This is a genomic window from Halomonas stenophila (assembly GCF_014192275.1).
In the GTDB taxonomy this organism is placed as follows: Bacteria; Pseudomonadota; Gammaproteobacteria; order Pseudomonadales; family Halomonadaceae; genus Halomonas; species Halomonas stenophila.
The window spans coordinates 81,809-101,823 of record NZ_JACHXR010000001.1 but is presented as its reverse complement, the minus strand read 5'-3'; the positions used below and the strand labels follow the sequence as shown (position 1 = coordinate 101,823).

Below are 20,015 nucleotides of genomic sequence, written 5' to 3'. Positions count from 1 at the left end.
TCAGCTCGCCTCGCTGCGCGGATCGCCGGGAAGGTAGTGGCCGGTGGCGAAGCGAAAGGCCATCGAGGTGCGCTGCCCGGGCACCCCGTCCACCTTGACGAACAAGCCAGGAAAGCTGTTCAGCCACTGCTGCAGGGCTTCCACGCTGGCCACCGTCTCGGCCTTCGAGGAGCGCCGCATCGAGTAGCGCGGCACCAGCGGCGCCTCCCCTTCCCGGGGGACGGGCCCCTCGTCGAAGGCCACCACCCCGGTTTCCGCCATGCGTCGGAGGATCACCGCGGCGCCGGCCTGGCGCGAGACGGCGGTATCCGACCAGCGCCCGTCGGCCACGTACTTGCCGCGGTCATAGTGCTCGGAGAAGCTCCACAGGTAGGGTGACAACACCTCGGGATGGAAGCGTCGATAGCCCCAGCCATTGTACTTCTCGAGTTGGTAGAGCAGGCCGGGCAGGCTCCAGTCGGTGTGCCGGTTGAGCCGCTTCATGGCCAGGGCATCGACCGCACTCTCCTCCCAGGTGAAGGGCGGGGCTCCTCGCCTCGGCCGCCCCGCCGGCACGTGCACGGTACGCGCCCGGAGCGGATCACCGTTATGCAGGTGGCAGCCGAAGTCGCCACTGGATTCCATCTGGTGGACGAGTCCCACGAAGGCCCAGGGCACGCCCTGACGGGCCGCGACATCACGGTAACGCTCGCGATTCTCCACCAGCCGATCCACCGCCTGCCCGATGCTCCGGGTGCGCTCGGGTCGAACCCGACAGGTCTCGAAGAGGCGGACATATTCATCGCGCAGCGCGCGGGTCAGTGATAGCGACATCCCCCCTCCCGGGTCACCCCTCCTTGAGAATGGTCATGCGACGCGCCGGGTCCTCGGGAAAGACACGACCCGAGAGCAGGGCGGCGAAGAGATGCAGAAAGACGGCTCCCGGCTCGCCGGGATTCACCCCGGAACGGAAGTAGGTATGGCCCCGGTCGGCATCGTAGCGGATGTTCACGTCGTCACAGTCCACGGCGTACACATTGCGCGGCACCAGTGCCAGGTCCTCCGGACCGGTATGGCCGAGGCGACGGGAGGCGATCCGGTTCTTGAGGTTGACCGCCTTGCTGGCGCGCAGGGAGAGGTCATCCGCGGCGAAGTAGACCGTCACGTTACGCGACGCGTGGCAGATCACCTCCCCCGGCGCGCCGACATCGAGCGCCTCGTTGACGATGTCGGGGGCGACCAGGAAGGTGTTGCGAAAGATCAGCGGCACGCCATCGGGCAGGTGGTACTTGCGCCACACTCTCAGGGTCTCGCGAAGCACCCGATTACCCATGGAGTGGGCCAGGAGGTTGATGCGCTTGAGGCAGAGAGCGGCGTCCTCCTCGAACTGGTCGTGTTCCCGCCAGGCCAGGAACTTCTGCAGCACGCGGGCGAAGGAGAAACCGCTGAGATCCGCCGACTCCTGATCGTCCCAGTAGTCCTTGACCGCCCCCATGTCGTTGTCACAGGGCCAGATCAGCGGCACCACCAGAGCTTCCTCGGGTTCCTGGGCCTCACACAGTGCCTGAAACTCCTCGACGGCGGGAAAGACATCCTCCGGCAGGTTGGAGTAGCCATGCAGGTAGATCAGGATCTGCCGGTGCTTGGCGGCCTTGAGCCGCTGCAGGAACCGCTTGCTGCCGATTTCCTCGTAGACCTCACGGCCGAGTCGCTCACAGAAGAACACCGAATTGCTGGCGGCATTATTGGCCAAATCGAAGTCGAAATTGCGGTGAATCCTCGTCTTGATGCTCTGGCGGGGAAAGCGGTTGGTGATGAAGAGCATGAGGCGTCACCTCGCGAGGCATGGGACCGGCCGTTGAAATTGAAGCTAGCACAGATCCTGGCCGGTCGAGCCGGATCTGGCCGGGGGCACCGAGCACCGACGGGCCCGGCCTCTCTCCCCGGGAAGCGTGACGAGGGAGTAGACTGCCCGGACACGAGACACCCGGAGAGGAGACAGGACGATGATCCACGACGAGGACATGCCCCATCTCGAACGCTGCCTGCGACTGGCCGAGGAGGCGCTGGAGGCCGGCGACGAGCCCTTCGGCTCGCTGCTGGTGGCCGCCGACGGCCGGGTGCTGTTCGAGGATCGCAACCGCATTGCCGACGGAGACGCGACCCGTCACCCGGAGTTCGCCATCGCACGCTGGGCCGCCGAGCACCTGAGCCCCGAGGAACGCGCGACGGCCACGGTCTACACCTCCGGCGAGCACTGTCCGATGTGTGCCGCCGCCCATGGCTGGGTGGGGCTGGGGCGCATCGTCTACGCCAGCTCCGCCGAGCAACTCGTCGGCTGGCTGCGCGAGCTGGGCGTCGCCCCACCCCCGGTGGCGCCCCTCCCGATCCAGCGGGTCGTGCCCGGCGTCAGGGTGGACGGCCCCGTCACGGGGCTCGACCGGCGCGTCCACGGCCTGCATGCGCGTCTTCACGGCGCCGACGCCACGCCTGGGTATCGGGGATGAAGTGGGCCTCGCCATTGATGCGCTGGCGCACCCGGGAGGTCTCGTAGTAGATCTCCCGGCGGGCGCGATTCTGATTGCCCAGCGGCCGGTGGTCGGGCAAGGCATGCCAGGGATTGATGGTCAGCTCCCGAGCCAGGCGCTCACGCTCCGGGGTGACGAAGGCCTGTGCCGGGATGCGCAGGGTCGCCACCGGGACCTCCGGCGAGGTCCAGATCACCGAGGCATCCTCGATGGGCATGGTCACGGGATCTTCCTGGCACTGGATGCGCATCTCGAAGACCACCTCCTCGGCCGAGCCGAGGGTGCGCTGCATGGCCTCCCGCAGGTAGTCGTCCGGCGCCGGCAGGGGCACGGGCGAGCGCCCCGCCAGCAGCGGCACGAACCGGTACTTGATCGCCCGACCCTCACCGAACAGGTAGGGCACGCAGCTCCAGTAGTCGGTCTCGAAGGGACTGCCGTGGGCCTTGGCGTAGAGGGCCTGCAGCAGCATGTCCCGGTAGTGGGAATCGAAGGGATTGAGGAAGTACCACACCGGCATCCCCGCCCCGATCAGTCGCTGCAGCTTGGCATTCTCGTAGACATCGGGGGTGGTGAAGGTGGGCGCACTGATCGCCGAGAAGTCCTGGGTGTGGGCCTCGTCATCGAGCAGGGTCTCCCCCGGGACGCCGGTCACCTTGACCCCCAGGCTCAGCACGCCGTTGTTGCGGATATCCGGCGTGACCCGCGGCCCGGGCCCGCCGAAGCGCACCCAGGCATGGTAGCGCCCCGGCGCGGCGAACAGCCCGCAGCGCAGGGCCTGCGGCAGCGCCAGCACCTCGAACTCGGCCTCGAGCAGGCCATAGGTCTTGGTGTTACCGGCCCGCTCGGCGGTGCCATGCCGGTAGGTGCGCAGCAGGAAGGCGCTCATCCGCTCGGTGATGCGCCGGGTGACCTCGGCCTCCTCGGGCAGGATGCGCTCCTCGGCGATGGCCAGGTCGGCGTCGATGCCCAGGCGTTGTCGACGCCGGCGGATCATGGCCTGCAGCGCCTCGGTCGCCGGCTTCTGGACGAGGCGATCGAGGCCATTGCGCAGCGTCGTGCAACGCCGCGACAGCACGATGCCCTGCTGTACCGCCCGGTTGAAGAGCCGCCCGGCGCGTAGCCACCAGGTGTCCGGCAGCAGCGTGGCGGGGGCGGCGGGGGCGCTCGCCGGGGTCGTCAGGCCGGGGGGAGGCTCGGCCAGGTAGCGCAGTGCCCGGCGTCCCGGCAGGAAGAAGTAGGCGCCACCGCGTACCCGGACGAAGCGCGGCAGGCCATGATGGCGTCGACGCAGCGGCGCATCGGGCACGGTGAAGGTCTCGCGCCCCGCGCCGCGCGGCCCGATCAGCGGGTCGGTGTCGGCGTGCAGGCCGGCGAAGTTGGCGTTGTTGACCCAGGTCTGCTGCACGAACTCGAACTGCCGGCTGATGTCGGCGTTGACGCAGAGGAACAGCAAGCCCCGCTCGACGCCGTCGTCACCGGCGGCCAGCAGGTCGTCCGGCGCCAGGCTCTCCGCCAGGGGCGGGCCATAGGCCCGGCCACGCCGCAGCAGCCGATGACGGCGGTTGATGGCCAGCGAGTCCTCGCTGCCGGGCTTGGGCGGCAGCATGTCGCGGGGATTGGTGCGCCGCACATGGGCCCCCAGCGGGCACTTCAGTCCCTCCGGGTCCTCGTGGTGATAGCCGAAGGCGTTGGCCTGCGCATCCCCGGTCTCCCCCTCGGCGGAGCCGACCAGCGGCGTGCCGTCCGGCCAGCGCCCCACCATCTTCGCCGCCAGGGCGCGTCGCGCCTCGCTGCCCGGGGCCTGGCCATCGAGCCAGGACCAGAAGCCGTGAACATCCTGGCTGAGCTGGCGGAACACCAGGTAACTGCCGTTGCGCCCCAGGTCGCGGGCCTCGCCGCCGGCCACCTCCGGCAGCAGGCTGTGCGGATCCTCGATGGGCGACACCAGGGGGCGGGCGGTATACTGGCCGCGCTCGTTGGGATAGCCGAGCACGAATTCCCCCGCCGCCACCCGGTGACGAGGATCCTTGCTGTTGCTGACCCCGGCCAGCTTGGGCTGGGAGATGCCGTCACGGAAGCCGAAATGCTCCTTGGCACCCGGCAGGGGCTGGCTCTCCAGGGTCTCGAGCACGCGGATACCGGCCGCCTCCAGGGTCTCGCGCTGCCTCGCGACCAGTGCCTGGAGGCTGCGCGGGGTCGCCCCGTAGACCATCAGCAGGGCGTGGATGGCCGGCGCCTCGGGCCGCCCCCAGTGCCAGCCGGAGGGGGCGCTCTCCTCGCTGTCACCCAACACCCGGCTGCGTCGCGGGGAACCCGCGAGCCCCTCGCGGAACTCGCGGGAAAACCCCTTCAGGGCCTGCCAGGACAGCTCCAGGTGGGCCAGCCCCGGCCAGCTGAAGGCCAGTTGCAGCCGTCCCTCATCCCTGACCGGCCGGCCCTCGGCGCCGGTGGCGACCCGGTGCGCCATCGCCCCCACCCAATCCCGGGCCGCCGCCGGCTCGCCGAAGTGCAGCATCAGGAAGGCGGCGTGGGGCAACTCCCCGTAGCCACTCAGGACGATGCCCTGGATATCGTCGAATTCGAGGCTGGACATGGCATCAGAACCGTTGCAGCCAGGCACGGCACCCGGCATCGCTCATGGCCCCCGAGAGCCCCGCCCGGATGGCCGCGTTGTTGGCCAGGTTGACCGCGGTCAGCCCGGCATAGGCCGGCGCCCGGTACCACACCGCGGTGGGCACCTGGTGGTCGCGGTAGTAGGCCTTGAAGGCCTGCTCGTCGGAGGCCCCGCCGAACAGCAGAAGGCGCGTACGCGGCCAGCCCTCGCCGTTGCTGAACACCAGGTTCAGGCCGAAGGCGACGCGTTCGATGAAGTCGTCCTGGTAGCTCTCGGGACTGCCGTCGAAGTTGCTGAAGAACACCACCCGCTCGCCCCGGTCGATGATCACCCAGCGGGCGAAGTGGATGGTGTCGATCTCGGCGAGCTTGCCCCGGTAGAAGACATGGGACACGGCGAACTGCAGCAGCCAGAGCGCGACCCGCAGGACACCTCGCCGGAAGGGCCCCGCCTGGATATGTCCCACCGCGGACAGCTGGTTGTGCACGCCGTGGTCCTCGTCGACCTCGAGGGCACGGACCCGGCCATCCCGGGGACGCCGGTTGTGGGGGGCATTGGCCATCTCGTGCAGGCGCAGCACGGCCAGGGCCAGCAGCGTCAGGGGCAGCAGCAGCACGGCCAGGACCAGCCCCGACAGGGCGATCACGCCCAGCACCAGCCAGCCCCGCAACCAGCGCCAGGGACTCGGCCCCTCGGCGGGCGTCAGTGCCTCGCGCAGGTCGTCGCGGCCGGCCACGAAGTCGATCAGCGCCTGGCGGATCTGGCGGGGCGAACGGCCCCGCCAGTCGCCGGCATCCAGGTGCCGCTGGAGGGCCGCATGCAGACGGGCCTCGAGGCTCACCTGGGCCAGGCTACGCCCCAGGGTATTGACGTAGAAGGCCCCCACCCGCTGGCGATGCGCCGTCAGGTAGGCACGCGCCGCCCCGGCATCGGCGCCAACGGGAAAGTCGGCGCAGTGGGCCAGCAGCGCGCGCAGGCGAGCCCCCCCGAGCACGACGATGGCCTCCAGCGCCGCCTCGGCATCACCGTCGAGATTGGCCGTCAGCACCAGCTGGGCCGGATAGTGCCGCCCACCGCGACGGTGGGCCACCGGCAGCAGCACCCAGCGGGCGAAATGCACCCCCTCCAGCTGGCCAAAGGGCAGGATGGTGTTGTCGGCCGGATCCTCGCGCAGGGTCGCGAGCCACTCCTCGAGGAGCGCCACGTGGCCCGACCGGACGGGCATCACCAGGTTCAGCGCCGACTGCATGACCATCGCACCATCCTTGTCCCGGCTGATCGACTGAGTGACGGTTATGACTCTAGGTAGTCTAGTCAGACTCCGGCATGGCGGCATAAGAAAAGCGGTGACTATACTTTTCATGCCTCATCGACGATATGACAGGGAAGGGCCGGCCGGCACGCCGCATTTCCCGAGGAGGTTTCCGGCATGTCGATCTCTCGCCTGGACAGGTCTCCCGTATGCCGGGGCCCCTGGCGTCTCGCCCTGGCCCTGCTGCTGGTCCTTCCCGCCGCACCGCTGATGGCCGATGCCCCGTCGCCTGACCACCCCGAGGCCGACCGGCCCTCCTGGCTCGACACCTGGGCGGCGCTGCGGGCCTGCAAGCGCATGGTGGCCTCGGGCCTGCGCGAGGTACCCGACGACCGCGCCGACCGCTTCCTCGGCAAGGTCGAGGAGGACACCGCCCACTGCCGGGGCGGCCAGCGCGCCCTGGAGGCGCATCGCCGCGACCGTCCCTGGGTCGACTGGCAGACCTACTGGGCCACCGGCGACGCTGCCTCGCGCAACGCCAACTACGATGACGGCTGGCTGCGCTCGCTGGTCGGCGACCTCGGCGAGCGGGTCCATCTCAACCCCAACGACCGCGGCATCGACGGCGCCCTGATGGACCTGGAGTTCCAGCGCATCGAGCTGATCAAGTTCAACCTCTTCGACAACGCCACCTACCGCGAATACGTGCAGGGCCGGGACGGCGCCCCCGGCACCACCCTGACCCGCTGGGATGCCATGCGCCTGCCGCCGGACCACCCGGCCTACGAGGCGGTGGGCGGCGACGGCGAGCAGCTGTGCCAGGGCGAGCTGATCCGCCACCGCACCCTGACCGGGATCTGCAACGACCTGCGCAATCCCCTGATGGGCGCCAGCGATACCCGCTTCGCCCGTAACGTGGCATTCGACGAGACCTTTCCCGCCGCGGGCCATACGGCCCTGACCCGGGCCCGCCATGGCGAGCGGCTCGACCTGATGACCCCCGATCCCCAGCGCATCAGCCGGCGGCTGTTCAGCCGGGCGCAGTCACGGCCCGAGCTGTGCAACGAGGGCCGCGGCCTGGACGGCCACGCCCCCGAGGCGCACTGCGACTATCGCAAGGCCCCCTTCTTCAACGTGCTGGCGGCCTTCTGGATCCAGTTCATGACCCATGACTGGTTCTCTCACCTGGAGGGCGGGGAGAACGATCGCGCCGGATTGCACCCGGCGGGCTGCGACCTGCCCGAAGAGCAGGCGGCGGCGCTGGGTTGCCGCCCGGGCGACGCCTTCCAGCCCAGCCTGGTGGCCCAGGACGAGGCACCGGAGACCTTCGAGCACCGGGGCCAGCGCTACCAGGCACGCGCCCACCGCACCTTCGACAATACCGTGACCGCCTGGTGGGATGCCTCCCAGCTGTATGGCTATGACGCGACCAGCGTGCAGCGGGTCAAGCGCGACCCCGAGGACCCGGCCAAGCTGCTGCTGCCGCCCCTGTCCGGCCAGGCCGACGACGGGGGCTACCTGCCCCGCTTCGGGCCGCCCTGCGCCTCGGCCGACACCCGGGGCTGCGACCCCATCCACCCGGCCTGGTCGGGCCAGGCGGCCACCGCCTTCCCCGACAACTGGACGCTGGGCGTGGCCTTCTTCCATAACGTCTTCGCCCGCGAGCACAACGCCTTCGTCGAGGCCTTCCGCACCCGGGCCGCCGCGACCCCCGACGCCGATTCCGGCCTGCGCGACCCCGCCGCGCCGGAGGCCGTGATCCGCTATGCCGAGGTCACCGACGAGGAGCTGTTCCAGGCCGCACGCCTGGTGGTCTCGGCGATGATCGCCAAGATCCACACCATCGAATGGACGACACAGCTGCTCTACGACGAGCCGCTGTATCGCGGCATGAATGCCAACTGGAAGGGGCTCTTCCACGAGCACGACCTGGTCGAGGAGGCCCTTTCCCGGGTCCTGGACCGCCTGCGCGCCTCGGACGACGACCGCCATGCCAACGCCTGGTACTCGGTGCTCGCGGCGGGCCCGGGCATCTTCGGCCTGGGCAGCGAGCGCTACGCGGATGCCCCGGTCTTCACCTCCCTCGGCGGGGAGCGCGAGGACCTCTGGTCGCTGGCCAATCCCGACCATGTCAACGGCGGCACGAACCACTTCGGCTCGCCGTTCAACTTCCCCGAGGAATTCGTCACCGTCTATCGGCTGCACCCGCTGGTCCCCGACCTGCTGGAACTGCGCGACCTCGCCGACCCCGACCGCATCCACGCCAAGGTCCCGGCCCTGGAGGGTTTCCGCGCCGGTGCCAGCGACCTGCTGCGCCAGGAGGGGCTGGCCGACTGGGCGCTGAGCATGGGCCGCCAGCGGCTGGGCCTGCTGACCCTGGGCAACCACGGCCGCTTCCTGCAGAACCTGGCCATGGGACACCTGGGTTCCGAGACCGGCCGGCTCGACATCGCCGCCCTCGACATCATCCGCGACCGTGAACGGGGCGTGCCGCGCTTCAACGAGTACCGTCGCCAGTACGGCCTGCGCCAGATGACCAGCTTCGACGACTTCATCGACACCACGCTGCCGACCGACCACCCCGAGCGCCAACACCAGGAGACCATGGCCGCCAGGATGCGCGAGATCTACGGCCAGCATGTCTGCGACGCCGACAAGATCATCTCCCATGCCTATCGCGACGCCGACGGCGACTATCCCGATGATTGCCTGGGGCACCCCGACGGCACCCTGGTGGACAACGTGGAGGACCTGGATACGGTGGTCGGCTGGCTCGCCGAGCCGGTGCGCCCCCACGGCTATGCCATCTCCGAGACCCAGTTCGTGGTCTTCATCCTCAACGCCTCACGGCGCCTGTTCAGCGACCGCTTCTTCACGTCCAGCTTCCGCCCCGAGTTCTACACCCATCTGGGGCACGACTGGGTGATGCACAACGGCCCCGACGGCATGGTCATGGAGGACGGGGCCCCCAACGGCCATCGCCAGCCGGTGTCGCCGATGAAGCGCGTGCTGCAGCGCACGGTGCCGTCCCTCGCCGCGGAGCTGGACCCGGTCGTCAATGTCTTCGACCCCTGGGCGCGTGATCGCGGCGACTACTACTCCCTGGACTGGACCCCGCGCCCGGGCGCCGAGGCCGATGATGCCTTCGTGCCCTGAGCGCGGCCGCCTGTCCCGTCATGCGGGGCTGGCGCTGATGGTGGCCGGGCTCGCGGGCTGCGGTGATGCCGACCCGCCCCTGGCCATCGCCGAGGAGCGAGCCTCCCCCGCGGAACCCCGCCTCGAGGCCGAGATGACCGAGTGGATCCTGGTGCACTACCGGCGCCAGCGCACCGCGCACCCCGACCGCCCCATCCCCCGCTTCAACCAGCCCAAGACCCTGGCCTGCCCCTCGGCCGTGCTGCGGGTGCCCGATCTCCCCGAGCGGCTGGCCCGGGGCCTCTTCGCCCGGCCCGGCGAGTACCCCGCCACCCTGCGCTACGCCAATGCCACCCGTCAGGATGACCGGGAGAAGGACCTGCGCGGGCTGTCGATCCGCGTGGAGGACGTGCCCGGCGCCGTCGGCGTCGACGGCACCCCGGGACGCCAGGATTTGCTGCTGAACAGTCACCCGGTGCTGTTCGCCGGCACGCCCGAGGACTTCCATGCCTTCGTCGAGGCGGTCACCGGCGAGCGGATGTGGTGGTACTTCCTGACCCACCCCCGCTCGCTGTGGATCGCCTGGCGGGCACGCGGCCAGCCCGACAGCCTGCTCGACATGCGCTTCTGGAGCACCACGCCCTATCGCTACGGCGAGGGCGAGGCAATCAAGTACGCGGTGCGCCCCTGTGACGGCGACACGCCCGCATCCGCCGCGCCGTCCGGAGACGACGATCCCGACTTCCTGCGTCATGCCCTGGCCGAGCGCCTGGCCGAGGACAGCGCCTGCCTGGCGCTGCAGGTGCAGTTCCAGCAGGACCCGCAGCGGATGCCCATCGAGGATGCCTCGGTGGCCTGGGACGAGGCCCGCTCGCCCTTCCATACCGTGGCACGCCTGACCCTGCCGCTTCAGCGGGTGGACGACCCGGCGGCGCTGTCGCACTGCGAGGGCATGGCCTTCAACCCCTGGAGCGGCCATCCCGACCACCGCCCGCTGGGCGGCATCAATCGCGTGCGACGCGGCATCTACCGGGCGGTCGGCGCGCTGCGCACCGAGCATCATGCCGCGCCCGCCTCCCCCGCCGAGGCGCGCCGACACCCACCGGGAGGTTCCCCATGAGCGCAACGGTCCAGGACTGGCTACGCATGAGTCGCGACGAGCTCGACGCCCTCTACCGCCAGGCGTCGCCGGGCGAGATTCCCCAGGGCGATACCCGCGGCACGCCCATCGTCGCCGGTACGTCCCTGGCCAAGGCCTTCGCTACCTTCGCCCGCCTGTTCGCCTGGCAGGGCAAGGTCTTCGACATGTTCGCCGAGGACGGCTCCGCCGGCGTGCTGATCAACAAGGTCTCGCCCTTCGGGCTGGGCTTCATCGTCGCCAAGGTCTACCGGGCTCCCAGCTGGATGGACGGCCAGCCGACCATCGTGATCGACTACTCGCGCACCTCGTTCTTCTTCCGTGCCGTGCGCGACGAGATCCGCGAGATCGAGCCGGGGGTCTACCTGGGCAAGGTCTGGCTCGGCAAGCGCCGGATCCTGGACTTCGCCCTGGAAGTGCCGAAGGGCGGCTAACGCGCGATGCCTGGTCGCCGGTGTCCAGCCCAGTGCGGTGCGATGCAGGCAGCCAGCGCCCCCGGGCTCAGCGCGGGTGAATCGTCAGCCGGTCGCCAACGGCGATCGCCCGGCCCTCGCCGTCGAGCAGGATGGCGTTCTGGCCGAAGTAGGCGCCCCGCCAGCCCGGCTGGGTGTCCATCGCCACCAGGGTCTTGAGGGGCTCCTTGGGCACCGGGGCCTCGCCGGTGCGCTGGTCCAGGGTGATGATCTTGCAACGCTTGCAGGGCTTGCGCAGCCCCAGGCGGACGCCGGCGCCGCCGCCGAGCTCGTCCCAGCCGGCCTCGGCGAAGGGCGCGGTGCCCTCCACCACGATGTTGGGACGGAAACGATTCATGGACACGGCCTCGAGCCCCTGGGCCGCGAGCCGCTCGTTGAGCGCCGACAGCGAGGCCTCGCTGGCCACCAGGAAGGGATAGCCGTCGGGGAAGGCGGTATGGGCCCGCTCGCCACGCTCGGCCCTGAGATAGCCCGCCTCCACCTCGCGGCGAGAGTCATCGGGGAAGCGGACCAGGCGCAGGCTGCGGCCCAGCGCCTCGGCGAGCCAGTCGGCCGCGGCATCGCCCTCGTCCAGGGCCTCGCAGGTATCCTTCCAGATGCGCACGGTGCACCGCGGCTGCCTCGTCCGCGCCAGGGGGACGATCAGGGGCGCGACCCGGGGGTGTTCCAGCACCAGCGCCTCGTCGGTCAGCCGTACTGTCACGCCCGCCATGGCCGGCAGCTCGCGCTGGGTGACGAAGCGATGGTCGTCGTTGACGAGCATCCAGTGGCGGTCGCAGGCGAGCCCGCGGCGGGTGAGCGTCGCCGTCTCGAGGACAATCCCCCGCAGCGACTTGACCGGATAGATATTGAGCTGGGTGATGCGCATCCGTGCCTCCCTGGCGATGGTGGAAGGCCCCACTCTACCAAGCCCGGCGGCGCCTTGCCCCTGGCCACGGGCGCGTCCTGCACGGCAGCGCCGCCGCAGACGCTCAGCCGTTGCGGATGGCCACCTTGAGCACCCCGTCGCGCTGGTGGGAAAAGAGCTCGTAGGCCTCGGCGATGTCCTCCAGGGAATAGTGGTGGGTCACCAGGGGGCCGAGGTCCAGGCGGTTGGACTCGATCACCTGCATCAGCCGGCGCATGCGTTCCTTCCCCCCGGGACACAGCGAGGTGACGATGCGATGGTCGCCGAGCCCGGCGCTGAAGGCATCCAGCGGCAGGGTCAGGTTCTCGGAGTAGACACCGAGGCTCGAGAGCGTGCCGCCCGGCTTGAGAACGCGCAGGGCGTTCTCGAAGGTGGTCTGCAGGCCCAGCGCCTCGATGGAGGCATCCACGCCGCGTCCACCGGTGAGCCGCAGGATTTCGTCGACCACGTCCACCCGGCGATAGTCGAGGACCACGTCGGCTCCGAGCCGGCGCGCCATGGCCAGGCGCTCGTCCACCCCGTCCACGGCGATGATCAGCCCGGCGCCGCGCAGCCGGGCACCGGCGGTGGCGCACAGGCCGATGGGGCCCTGGGCGAATACCGCCACCGTGTCGCCGATGCGGATATTGGCCGACTCCGCCCCGGCGAAGCCGGTGGACATGATGTCGGGGCACATCAGCACCTGCTCGTCGGTGAGGCCGTCGGGCACCGGGCTGAGGTTGGCCTGGGCATCGGGCACGCGCAGGTACTCGGCCTGGGCGCCGTCGATGGTGTTGCCGAACCGCCAGCCGCCCATGGGCTTGTAACCATGACCGTGGTGGCCGCCGTCCTGGGCGCTGCAGCCGTCCTGACAGGCATAGGACGTGAAGCTCGGGCAGATGGCCCCGGCGATCACCCGCTGCCCTTCCTCGTAGCCCTGGACGTTGGCGCCGAGCTTCTCGATCACGCCCACCGGCTCGTGGCCGATGGTCAGGCCCCTCTCCACCGGATACTCGCCCTTGAGGATATGCACGTCGGTGCCGCAGATGGTCGTGGTGGTCACGCGGATCAGGGCATCGTCGGGGCCGATGTCGGGGATCGGCTTGTCGTCGATCTCGATGCGACCGGGCTCGACGAAGACGGCGGCTTTCATCATGGCAGGCATGCTCGACTCCTCGCTGCGGGATGGGAAAGCCATCACAGCATAGGGCCCGACGATGACACTTGCGCTGCGTCAAGAAATCCGCCGGTACGACGCGGCCGGCCTCACCGCTTCCCACCCAGCCCCGGGCAGGTGGCATGGCGACGAACAAGCGATTAACCTGCTTACCGTTTACCCGTTCTGCTCTTCTCCCATCAGGAGCCGCGCATGACCCCGGCCGATAGCCTCCGCCTGATCCTGCTGTCCTCGCTGTGGGGGATGTCCTTCATCTTCATGCGAGTGGCGGTGCCGGAGTTCGGTCCCGTACCACTGATCCTGGTGCGCATGGGGGTCGGCGCCCTGCTGATGGTGCCGCTGCTGCTGAGCCTGCGCTACCTGCGGCTGGCCTGGGAGAACAAGGGCAAGCTCGCCCTGCTGGGCCTGGTCAATCATGTGCTGCCCTTCTCGCTGCTGGCCCTGGCCACCACCCGGCTGGAGGCGGGCTTCACCTCGCTGATCAACGCCACCACGCCGTTGTTCACCGCCCTGCTCGGTGCGCTCTTCTTCGCCACCCCGGTGCAACGTCGCCAGTACCTGGGCCTGGCCCTGGCCTTCCTCGGCGTCTATGTGCTCTCCGCCGACCGGCTGGACTTCCGCCTGGGCGGCGATGGCTGGTTCATCCTCGCCGTGCTCGGCGCCACCTTCTGCTACGGTATCGCCAGCAACTACTCCAAGACCTACTTGGCCCACCTGCCGGTGCGGGTGCTGGCGGCGGGCAGCTGCGCCATGTCGGCGGTGATCCTGCTGGTGCCCGGCCTGTGGCTGTGGCCGGAGGCTCCCATCAGCGGCCAGGGCTGGGCCAATGGCCTGGGGCTGGCGGTGTTCAGCACCACCCTGGGGTTCCTGCTCTACTTCGGGCTGATCGCCAGCGCCGGGGCCACCGCCACCTCCACCGTGACCTTCCTGGTGCCGGTGAGCGCCCTGCTGTGGGGCTACCTGCTGCTCGACGAGACCCTGAGCCTGCAGGTCCTCGCCGGCATGGCCATCACCCTGACCGGCACGGCGATCACCACCGGGCTGCTTCGCCTGCGCCGCCTCTGGCCCGGGCGTCTCGCCCGGGGCCGCGGCCAGCGCCTAGACTGAGGCCGAGGCCTTCCCGCCGCCGGGGCAACGCCATGGCCATCGCCCGCTTCCGCTTCCATGCCGAGCTGAACGATTTCCTGCCACCACAGCGGCGGGAGCGCCGCTTCGCCTACCCCTTCGATCGCCAGGCCGCCATCAAGGATGCCATCGAGGCCCTGGGCGTGCCCCACCCCGAGGTAAACATCATCCTGGTGGACGGCGCCTCGGTGGGCTTCGACCACCGCCTCCGGGACGGCGACCGGGTGGACGTCTATCCCGCCGGCGCGGCCGTGCCGGCGCGCGCCCCACGCCCGCTTCGCCCGCCCTTGCCCCATCCCCCGCGCTTCCTGCTCGACGTCCACCTGGGCCGCCTGGCCCGCTACCTGCGCCTGCTGGGCTTCGACTGCCGCTATCATCCCCGGGCCGGCGACGCCGAGCTCGCCGCCCGCGCCGAGCGGGAGGGGCACATCCTGCTGACCCGGGATCGCAACCTGCTCAAGCGCAAGCGCGTCGCTCTCGGCCGTTTCGTGCGTGCCGACGATCCCTTCATCCAGCTCGAGGAGGTCGCCCGCGCCTTCTCGCTGCTCGGCGAACTGGCGCCCTTCACCCGCTGCACTCGCTGCAACGGCCGGCTCGCGAGCGTGGACAAGGCCGCCGTCGACCACCGCCTCGAGCCGCTGACCCGACGCTACGTGGACGACTTCCTGCAGTGCGAGGGCTGTGGCCAGGTCTACTGGCACGGCAGTCATGTGGCCCACATGGAGGCCCTGGTCGATCGGCTCAGGCGACGCCTTGAAATCCCCGCCCCCTGACCACCACAGTAGATAACAGACCCGTCTCTCAGGGACCGAGCCCGGACATCCGTCACCCGATGGGGGCTCGCCAGGAGGGTCGTCAGCTTGCTTTGCCCCCATCGCGTCAAGGCTTGCCCCGCCAAGCCAGGAGGCAGAGCAGATGAGCGATCGCGAGGACCACTATCCCACCCGGCTCACTACCCCCAGGGCCGCCCTTCCCCGCAACGAGCCGATCGTCCACGCCCGCAACCAATACCGCTGGGACGGCCCCCTGGACGAGGTGGCCCTGTCGCGCTACGAGCGCGACGGCTTCCTGTGGTTCAACGGCTTCTTCTCGCGGGACATCACCGAGCCCTTCTTCGAGGAACTGCGCCAGATGGCCCGCAACGAGGACCTGATGGACTCCGAGCAGATCATTCAGGACCCCCATAGCGGCGCCATCCGCTCGGTGTTCGGCATGCACGAGCTCTCCGCGCGCTTCGACCGCCTGACCCGGGATCCGCGCATCCTCGGCATGGTGCGCCAGCTGCTCGGCAGCGAGGTCTATATCCATCAATCCCGCATCAACGACAAGTTCGGCTTCCAGGGCAGCGGGTTCGACTGGCACTCCGACTTCGAGACCTGGCATGCCGAGGACGGCATGCCGCGGATGCGCGCGGTGAGCGCCTCGCTGATGCTCACCGAGAACAACGAGTTCAACGGCCCGCTGATGCTGATCCCCGGCTCCCACCGCCTCTTCGTGCCCTGTGTGGGCGAGACCCCGGCGATGAACTGGAAGGAATCCCTGAAGGCCCAGAAGATCGGCGTGCCGGACCGCCAGGCGCTGGCCCGGCTGGCCGAGCATGGCGGTATCCAGGCGCCCAAGGGTCCGGCGGGGTCGCTGCTGCTGTTCGAGTGCAACACCCTGCACGCCTCGAACGAGAACATGTCGCCCTGGCCGCGCTCCAACCTGTTCTTCGTCTACAACAGCGTGGACAATCTCCTGGAGGAGCCCTTCGCGGCGCCCATGCGACGGCCCGAGTTCCTCGCCGCTCGGGAGAACACCGCGGCCCTGACCATGCACGACGCCTTCCCCGAACTGGCGGGACAGGGCGTCGCGCCCCTGCAATGAACCGGGCGCATAACGAGACCGGCCGTGGCGTCTTCGCCACGGCCGGTCGACTGTCCAGGGCAGCGCCGGGTCAGAAGTTCGGCTTGCGCTTCTCGACGAAGGCGCTCATGCCTTCCTGCTGCTCCTCGCCGGCGAAGCACAGCGCGAACAGGCTGGTCTCCAGCGCCAGGGCGCTGTCGAGGTCCTGGTCCATGCCGTCGTGCACCGCCTGCTTGGCCCCGCGCACCGCCTGCGGGCCATTGCCGCCCAGCTGCCTGGTCAGTTCCCCCACGTAGTCCTCGAGCTCGGCCTGGGACATCACCCGGTTGACCAGGCCGATGCTCAGCGCCTCCTGGGCATCGATCTTGCGGCCGGTGGTGACCAGGTCCAGGGCCATGGCCGGGCCGACCCGGCGCGGCAGGCGCTGGGTGCCACCGAAGCCCGGGATCACCCCGAGCAGCACCTCGGGCTGGCCGAAGACGGCGTTGTCGCTGGCCACCGCCCAGTCGCAGGCCAGGGCCAGCTCGCAGCCACCGCCCAGGCAGAAGCCATTGACCAGGGCCACCACCGGCACCGGCAGGGTCTCCAGGCGCTTGATGGTGCGCAGGGCCTGGCCGGCGAAGGCCCGCGCCTGCTCCGGGGTCTGGTCCTTCATCTCGGCGATGTCGGCGCCGGCGACGAAGGATTTCTCCCCGGCGCCGGTGATCAACACGGCCCGCAGGTCGTCGCGGGCCTCCAGCTCGACCAGGACCGTCTCGAGTCCGGCGATCACCTCGCTGTTCAGGGCGTTGAGCGCCTGGGGACGGTTGATGGTCAGACGCACGACACCGGCGTTGTCCTGCATCTCGATCAATTGCTCGCTCATGGGGCCTCCTCGGCATGTCTTGGGATGGACGACCCTCTCACCCTAGCGAACGCTTGGTTGGTCGGCAATCCCGTCTCTTGTCGGCCTCACGAATAGGTATGGAAGCCGCGGCCGCTCTTGCGGCCCAGGTAACCGGCATCGACCATGCGCCTGAGCAGCGGGCAGGGCCGGTACTTGGGGTCGCCGAAGCCGTCCTGCAGCACCTCCATGATCGCCAGGCAGACGTCGAGGCCGATCAGGTCGGCCAGGGCCAGCGGCCCCAGGGGATGGGCGGCGCCGAGCTTCATGGCCTCGTCCACCGCCTCGGGCGTGGCCGCCCCCTCCTGCACCAGGAAGGCCGCCTCGTTGATCATCGGCACCAGCAGGCGGTTGACCGCGAACCCCGGGGAGTCGCCCACCGGTACGGCGGTCTTGCCCAGCGCCTCGGCCAATGCCTCGATGCACGCCACCGTGGCGTCCGAGGTCTGCTCGGCGCGGATCACCTCGACGAGCTTCAGCACCGGGACCGGGTTGAAGAAGTGCATGCCCACCACCCGCTCGGGGCGCTCGCAGACCGCGGCGAGGCGGGTCAGCGACAGCGAGGAGGTGTTGGAGGCGAGGATGGCGTCGCCGGTCAGGTGGCTGAGATCGCGGAACAGCTTCTCCTTGAGCGCCGGCTGCTCCGGCGCCGCCTCGATGATCACCTCGCAGTCGGCCAGGGCATCCAGCGCCGTACTGGTGGCGAGGCGACCCAGGGCGGCGTCCTTGTCGGCCTCGGCCAGCTTGTCCTTGGCCACCAGCTTGCCCAGGCCCTTGTCGATGGCGCCCCGGGCACGCTCGAGCTGGGCGTCGGCCACGTCGTAGAGCTGGACCGGGAAGCCGCTGGTGGCCAGCACCTGGGCGATGCCCTGCCCCATGGTCCCGGCGCCGACCACGCCGATCGGTTGTTGGCTCATTGCTGCACTCTCCTGTTCGGGTGAAGGAAGCGTGTGTCGCGTCCTGCAGGTTACCGGTTGCGCGCCTCCCCGCGCAGCACGAACGCCTGGATCTTGCCGATGGACGTCTTGGGCGGCTCGTTGACGATCACCGCCTTCGCTCGGGGCGGCGCGAGACGGAAGGACCGCCGGCCGGGGGCCGGTGGCCGGTGGCCGGTGGCCGGGGCTCAGAGGCTGGCCGGGTCGAGGTCGGCCAGGCGCGTCATGCCGGCCTCGATCCCCGCCAGCTGAGCGCGGCCCACGGGCAGCCAGTGACGCAGCGCGAAGTCGGCGCTGGCCAGCTTGGCGCGATAGAAGGGGTCGGCGCTGCCATCGGCCAGGGCGGCCTCGGCCTTGAGGGCGGCACGGCCCATCTGCCAGGCGCAGAGCACATGCCCTGTCAGCGTCAGCAAGGGCGTGGCATGGGCCTGGACGGCATCCGGGCCGAGTTCGGGGTCGTGACTCTGCTCCAGCACCAGCGACGCGGCCAGGCGCAGGTCGGCGGCGCCGGCGGCCAGGCTCTCGCCGAGGTAGTGCAGATCCTCGCTGATGGACAGCGCCCTGGCGGTGGCCTCCACCTCGTCGATCAGGCCGTCGAGGGCGGCGCCACCGTCCCGGGTCAGCTTGCGCCCGGCCAGGTCCAGGGCCTGGATGCCATTGGTGCCCTCGTAGATGGGCGCGATGCGGGCATCGCGCAGCAGCTGGGCGGCCCCGGTCTCCTCCACATAGCCCATGCCGCCATGGACCTGCAGCCCCAGGGAGGCGATGTCCACGGCCTGGTCGGTGGAGAAGGCCTTGACCACCGGGATCAGCACGTCGACCCGGGCCTGGGCGGCTTGGCGCGCCTCGGCGTCCTCGGCATGGCGCGCCACGTCCATCCGGGCGGCGCAGGTCAGCGCCAGGGCGCGCAGGGCATCGGTGCGGGCCCGCATGGAGAGCAGCATGCGCTTGACGTCGAGGTGCTCGGCGATGATGCATTCCCTGCCGCCGCGGGCCGGGGGACGGCGCCCCTGGGTCCGTTCCAGGGCATGGGCCAGGGCCTGCTGGCAGGCCCGCTCGGCCACGCCGATGCCCTGGAGGCCGACCTTGTGGCGGGCCTCGTTCATCATGGTGAACATGTGATTCAGGCCGCGGCCGGGCTCGCCGATCAGGTAGCCGATGGCGCCGCCCTGCTCGCCGAAGCTCAGCGTGCAGGTCGGCGAGCCATGGATGCCGAGCTTGTGCTCGAGGGAGGTGCAGGTCACGTCGTTACGCTCGCCGAGGGAGCCGTCGTCGTTGACCAGGAACTTGGGCACCAGGAACAGCGAGAGGCCCCGGTTGCCCTCGGGGGCGTCCGGGGTCCTCGCCAGCACCAGGTGCAGGATGTTCTCGGCGCAGTCGTGCTCGCCCCAGGTGATGTAGATCTTCTGGCCGGTGAGGCGGTAGTGGTCGCCCTCTTCCTCCGGGCAGGGGACCGCCCGGGTGCGCACCCGGGAGAGATCCGAGCCCGCCTGGGGCTCGGTGAGGTTCATGGTGCCGGTCCAGCGGCCCTCGACCAGCGGCGCCAGGTAGCGGGCCCGCTGTGCCGCGCTGCCGTGATGGGCCAGGGCCTCGATGGCGCCGGCGGTGAGCATGGGACACAGGCCCAGCGCCATGTTGGCGCCATGCAGCATCTCCTGCACGGCGCTGGCCACCACCTCGGGCAGGCCCTGGCCGCCCAGTGCCTCGGCGACCCCGATGCCGTTCCAGCCACCCTCGGCGTAGGCGCGATAGGCCTCGGCGAAGCCGTCCGGCACGCCGACACCGCCGTCCTCGCGCCGGCGGCAGCCCTGGCTGTCGCCGCTGGCATTGAGTGGCGCCCAGACCTCGCCGGCGAGCCGGGCGGCCTCCTCCAGCACCGCCTCGACCAGCTCGGGAGTGGTCTCCTCGAAGCCGGGCAGCGATAGCGAGTCGTGCTCGAGGAGTTCCTCGAGCACGAAACGGGCGTCGCGAACGGGAGCGGCGAAGGGAGTCATGACGGCACCTCGGGAAAAATGATACCGGCGATAGTAGGTTCACTACTTTCC

The 20,015-nt window shown here is 70.0% G+C and carries 16 protein-coding genes; 7 read left to right on the top strand and 9 right to left on the bottom strand.

Going from position 1 to position 20,015, the window contains the following annotated elements:
* On the bottom strand, window positions 1-813 hold the full coding sequence (locus FHR97_RS00455) for a hypothetical protein (RefSeq protein ID WP_183381813.1): 813 nt from the start codon (window positions 811-813) through the stop codon (window positions 1-3).
* A 13-nt stretch (window positions 814-826) separates the two neighbouring features.
* On the bottom strand, window positions 827-1,804 hold the full coding sequence (locus tag FHR97_RS00450; RefSeq protein WP_183381812.1) for an alpha/beta hydrolase: 978 nt from the start codon (window positions 1,802-1,804) through the stop codon (window positions 827-829).
* A gap of 181 nt (window positions 1,805-1,985) precedes the next feature.
* On the opposite strand from FHR97_RS00450, the gene FHR97_RS00445 reads away from it, so the two are divergent.
* On the top strand, window positions 1,986-2,486 hold the full coding sequence (locus FHR97_RS00445; protein ID WP_183381811.1) for a nucleoside deaminase: 501 nt from the start codon (window positions 1,986-1,988) through the stop codon (window positions 2,484-2,486).
* On the opposite strand, the gene FHR97_RS00440 is transcribed toward FHR97_RS00445, so the two are convergent.
* Both FHR97_RS00440 and FHR97_RS00435 read right to left on the bottom strand, forming a co-directional pair.
* Window positions 2,407-5,100 carry a hypothetical protein gene (locus tag FHR97_RS00440; protein WP_183381810.1) on the bottom strand — a complete coding sequence of 898 codons (2,694 nt, stop codon included), beginning with the start codon at window positions 5,098-5,100 and terminating at the stop codon, window positions 2,407-2,409. The genes FHR97_RS00445 and FHR97_RS00440 overlap by 80 nt on opposite strands.
* A gap of 4 nt (window positions 5,101-5,104) precedes the next feature.
* Entirely contained in the window at window positions 5,105-6,376 is a 1,272-nt protein-coding gene (locus FHR97_RS00435) for a hypothetical protein (RefSeq protein WP_183381809.1), read from the bottom strand.
* A 174-nt stretch (window positions 6,377-6,550) separates the two neighbouring features.
* Here FHR97_RS00435 and FHR97_RS00430 point away from each other — a divergent pair, with 174 nt between their 5' ends.
* The 3 genes from FHR97_RS00430 to FHR97_RS00420 are packed head-to-tail and all read left to right on the top strand — an operon-like array spanning window position 6,551 to window position 11,080.
* Window positions 6,551-9,529 (top strand): peroxidase family protein, encoded by a 2,979-nt coding sequence (locus tag FHR97_RS00430; protein WP_221187629.1) that lies wholly within the window; start codon window positions 6,551-6,553, stop codon window positions 9,527-9,529.
* Window positions 9,513-10,628 (top strand): catalase family protein, encoded by a 1,116-nt coding sequence (locus tag FHR97_RS00425; RefSeq protein WP_183381808.1) that lies wholly within the window; start codon window positions 9,513-9,515, stop codon window positions 10,626-10,628. Before FHR97_RS00430 ends, FHR97_RS00425 begins: the two co-directional genes overlap by 17 nt.
* The gene (locus FHR97_RS00420) at window positions 10,625-11,080 is read left to right on the top strand and encodes a hypothetical protein (protein WP_183381807.1); all 456 of its coding nucleotides are present in this window, start codon (window positions 10,625-10,627) and stop codon (window positions 11,078-11,080) included. Before FHR97_RS00425 ends, FHR97_RS00420 begins: the two co-directional genes overlap by 4 nt.
* A 67-nt stretch (window positions 11,081-11,147) precedes the next feature.
* On the opposite strand, the gene FHR97_RS00415 is transcribed toward FHR97_RS00420, so the two are convergent.
* Both FHR97_RS00415 and FHR97_RS00410 read right to left on the bottom strand, forming a co-directional pair.
* Window positions 11,148-11,987, bottom strand: coding sequence for an MOSC domain-containing protein (locus tag FHR97_RS00415; protein WP_183381806.1), 840 nt, complete (start codon window positions 11,985-11,987; stop codon window positions 11,148-11,150).
* A 103-nt stretch (window positions 11,988-12,090) separates the two neighbouring features.
* A complete protein-coding gene (locus FHR97_RS00410) occupies window positions 12,091-13,170 on the bottom strand; it encodes an NAD(P)-dependent alcohol dehydrogenase (protein ID WP_183381805.1) in 1,080 nt (359 codons plus the stop codon).
* A 204-nt stretch (window positions 13,171-13,374) separates the two neighbouring features.
* Here FHR97_RS00410 and FHR97_RS00405 point away from each other — a divergent pair, with 204 nt between their 5' ends.
* From FHR97_RS00405 to thpD, 3 genes are all read left to right on the top strand, one after another.
* Entirely contained in the window at window positions 13,375-14,289 is a 915-nt protein-coding gene (locus FHR97_RS00405; protein WP_183381804.1) for a DMT family transporter, read from the top strand.
* 32 nt (window positions 14,290-14,321) lie between these two features.
* Complete coding sequence (locus tag FHR97_RS00400; protein ID WP_183381803.1) at window positions 14,322-15,080, top strand: Mut7-C RNAse domain-containing protein; 759 nt, start codon at window positions 14,322-14,324, stop codon at window positions 15,078-15,080.
* Between the two features lie 142 nt (window positions 15,081-15,222).
* Window positions 15,223-16,173: an ectoine hydroxylase gene (gene thpD, locus FHR97_RS00395; protein WP_183381802.1), complete on the top strand. Its 951-nt coding sequence runs from the start codon at window positions 15,223-15,225 to the stop codon at window positions 16,171-16,173.
* Window positions 16,174-16,243: 70 nt separating this feature from the next.
* Here thpD and FHR97_RS00390 read toward each other — a convergent pair whose 3' ends face one another.
* The 3 genes from FHR97_RS00390 to FHR97_RS00380 all read right to left on the bottom strand — a co-directional run bounded on the left by FHR97_RS00390 (window position 16,244) and on the right by FHR97_RS00380 (window position 19,964).
* The gene (locus FHR97_RS00390) at window positions 16,244-17,017 is read right to left on the bottom strand and encodes an enoyl-CoA hydratase-related protein (protein WP_183381801.1); all 774 of its coding nucleotides are present in this window, start codon (window positions 17,015-17,017) and stop codon (window positions 16,244-16,246) included.
* 86 nt (window positions 17,018-17,103) lie between these two features.
* Window positions 17,104-17,952, bottom strand: a complete 849-nt coding sequence (locus FHR97_RS00385; protein WP_183381800.1) for a 3-hydroxybutyryl-CoA dehydrogenase — start codon at window positions 17,950-17,952, stop codon at window positions 17,104-17,106.
* Between the two features lie 206 nt (window positions 17,953-18,158).
* Complete coding sequence (locus FHR97_RS00380; protein ID WP_183381799.1) at window positions 18,159-19,964, bottom strand: acyl-CoA dehydrogenase; 1,806 nt, start codon at window positions 19,962-19,964, stop codon at window positions 18,159-18,161.
* Window positions 19,965-20,015 lie beyond the last annotated feature (51 nt).

What these genes read in the sequence shown, in the direction of transcription:
- FHR97_RS00455 (WP_183381813.1), bottom strand. Translation starts at nt 813, where the DNA reads ATGTCGCTATCACTGACCCGCGCGCTGCGCGATGAATATGTCCGCCTC.
- FHR97_RS00450 (WP_183381812.1), bottom strand. Translation starts at nt 1,804, where the DNA reads ATGCTCTTCATCACCAACCGCTTTCCCCGCCAGAGCATCAAGACGAGG.
- FHR97_RS00445 (WP_183381811.1), top strand. Translation starts at nt 1,986, where the DNA reads ATGATCCACGACGAGGACATGCCCCATCTCGAACGCTGCCTGCGACTG.
- FHR97_RS00440 (WP_183381810.1), bottom strand. Translation starts at nt 5,100, where the DNA reads ATGTCCAGCCTCGAATTCGACGATATCCAGGGCATCGTCCTGAGTGGC.
- FHR97_RS00435 (WP_183381809.1), bottom strand. Translation starts at nt 6,376, where the DNA reads ATGGTCATGCAGTCGGCGCTGAACCTGGTGATGCCCGTCCGGTCGGGC.
- FHR97_RS00430 (WP_221187629.1), top strand. Translation starts at nt 6,551, where the DNA reads ATGTCGATCTCTCGCCTGGACAGGTCTCCCGTATGCCGGGGCCCCTGG.
- FHR97_RS00425 (WP_183381808.1), top strand. Translation starts at nt 9,513, where the DNA reads ATGCCTTCGTGCCCTGAGCGCGGCCGCCTGTCCCGTCATGCGGGGCTG.
- FHR97_RS00420 (WP_183381807.1), top strand. Translation starts at nt 10,625, where the DNA reads ATGAGCGCAACGGTCCAGGACTGGCTACGCATGAGTCGCGACGAGCTC.
- FHR97_RS00415 (WP_183381806.1), bottom strand. Translation starts at nt 11,987, where the DNA reads ATGCGCATCACCCAGCTCAATATCTATCCGGTCAAGTCGCTGCGGGGG.
- FHR97_RS00410 (WP_183381805.1), bottom strand. Translation starts at nt 13,170, where the DNA reads ATGCCTGCCATGATGAAAGCCGCCGTCTTCGTCGAGCCCGGTCGCATC.
- FHR97_RS00405 (WP_183381804.1), top strand. Translation starts at nt 13,375, where the DNA reads ATGACCCCGGCCGATAGCCTCCGCCTGATCCTGCTGTCCTCGCTGTGG.
- FHR97_RS00400 (WP_183381803.1), top strand. Translation starts at nt 14,322, where the DNA reads ATGGCCATCGCCCGCTTCCGCTTCCATGCCGAGCTGAACGATTTCCTG.
- thpD (WP_183381802.1), top strand. Translation starts at nt 15,223, where the DNA reads ATGAGCGATCGCGAGGACCACTATCCCACCCGGCTCACTACCCCCAGG.
- FHR97_RS00390 (WP_183381801.1), bottom strand. Translation starts at nt 17,017, where the DNA reads ATGAGCGAGCAATTGATCGAGATGCAGGACAACGCCGGTGTCGTGCGT.
- FHR97_RS00385 (WP_183381800.1), bottom strand. Translation starts at nt 17,952, where the DNA reads ATGAGCCAACAACCGATCGGCGTGGTCGGCGCCGGGACCATGGGGCAG.
- FHR97_RS00380 (WP_183381799.1), bottom strand. Translation starts at nt 19,964, where the DNA reads ATGACTCCCTTCGCCGCTCCCGTTCGCGACGCCCGTTTCGTGCTCGAG.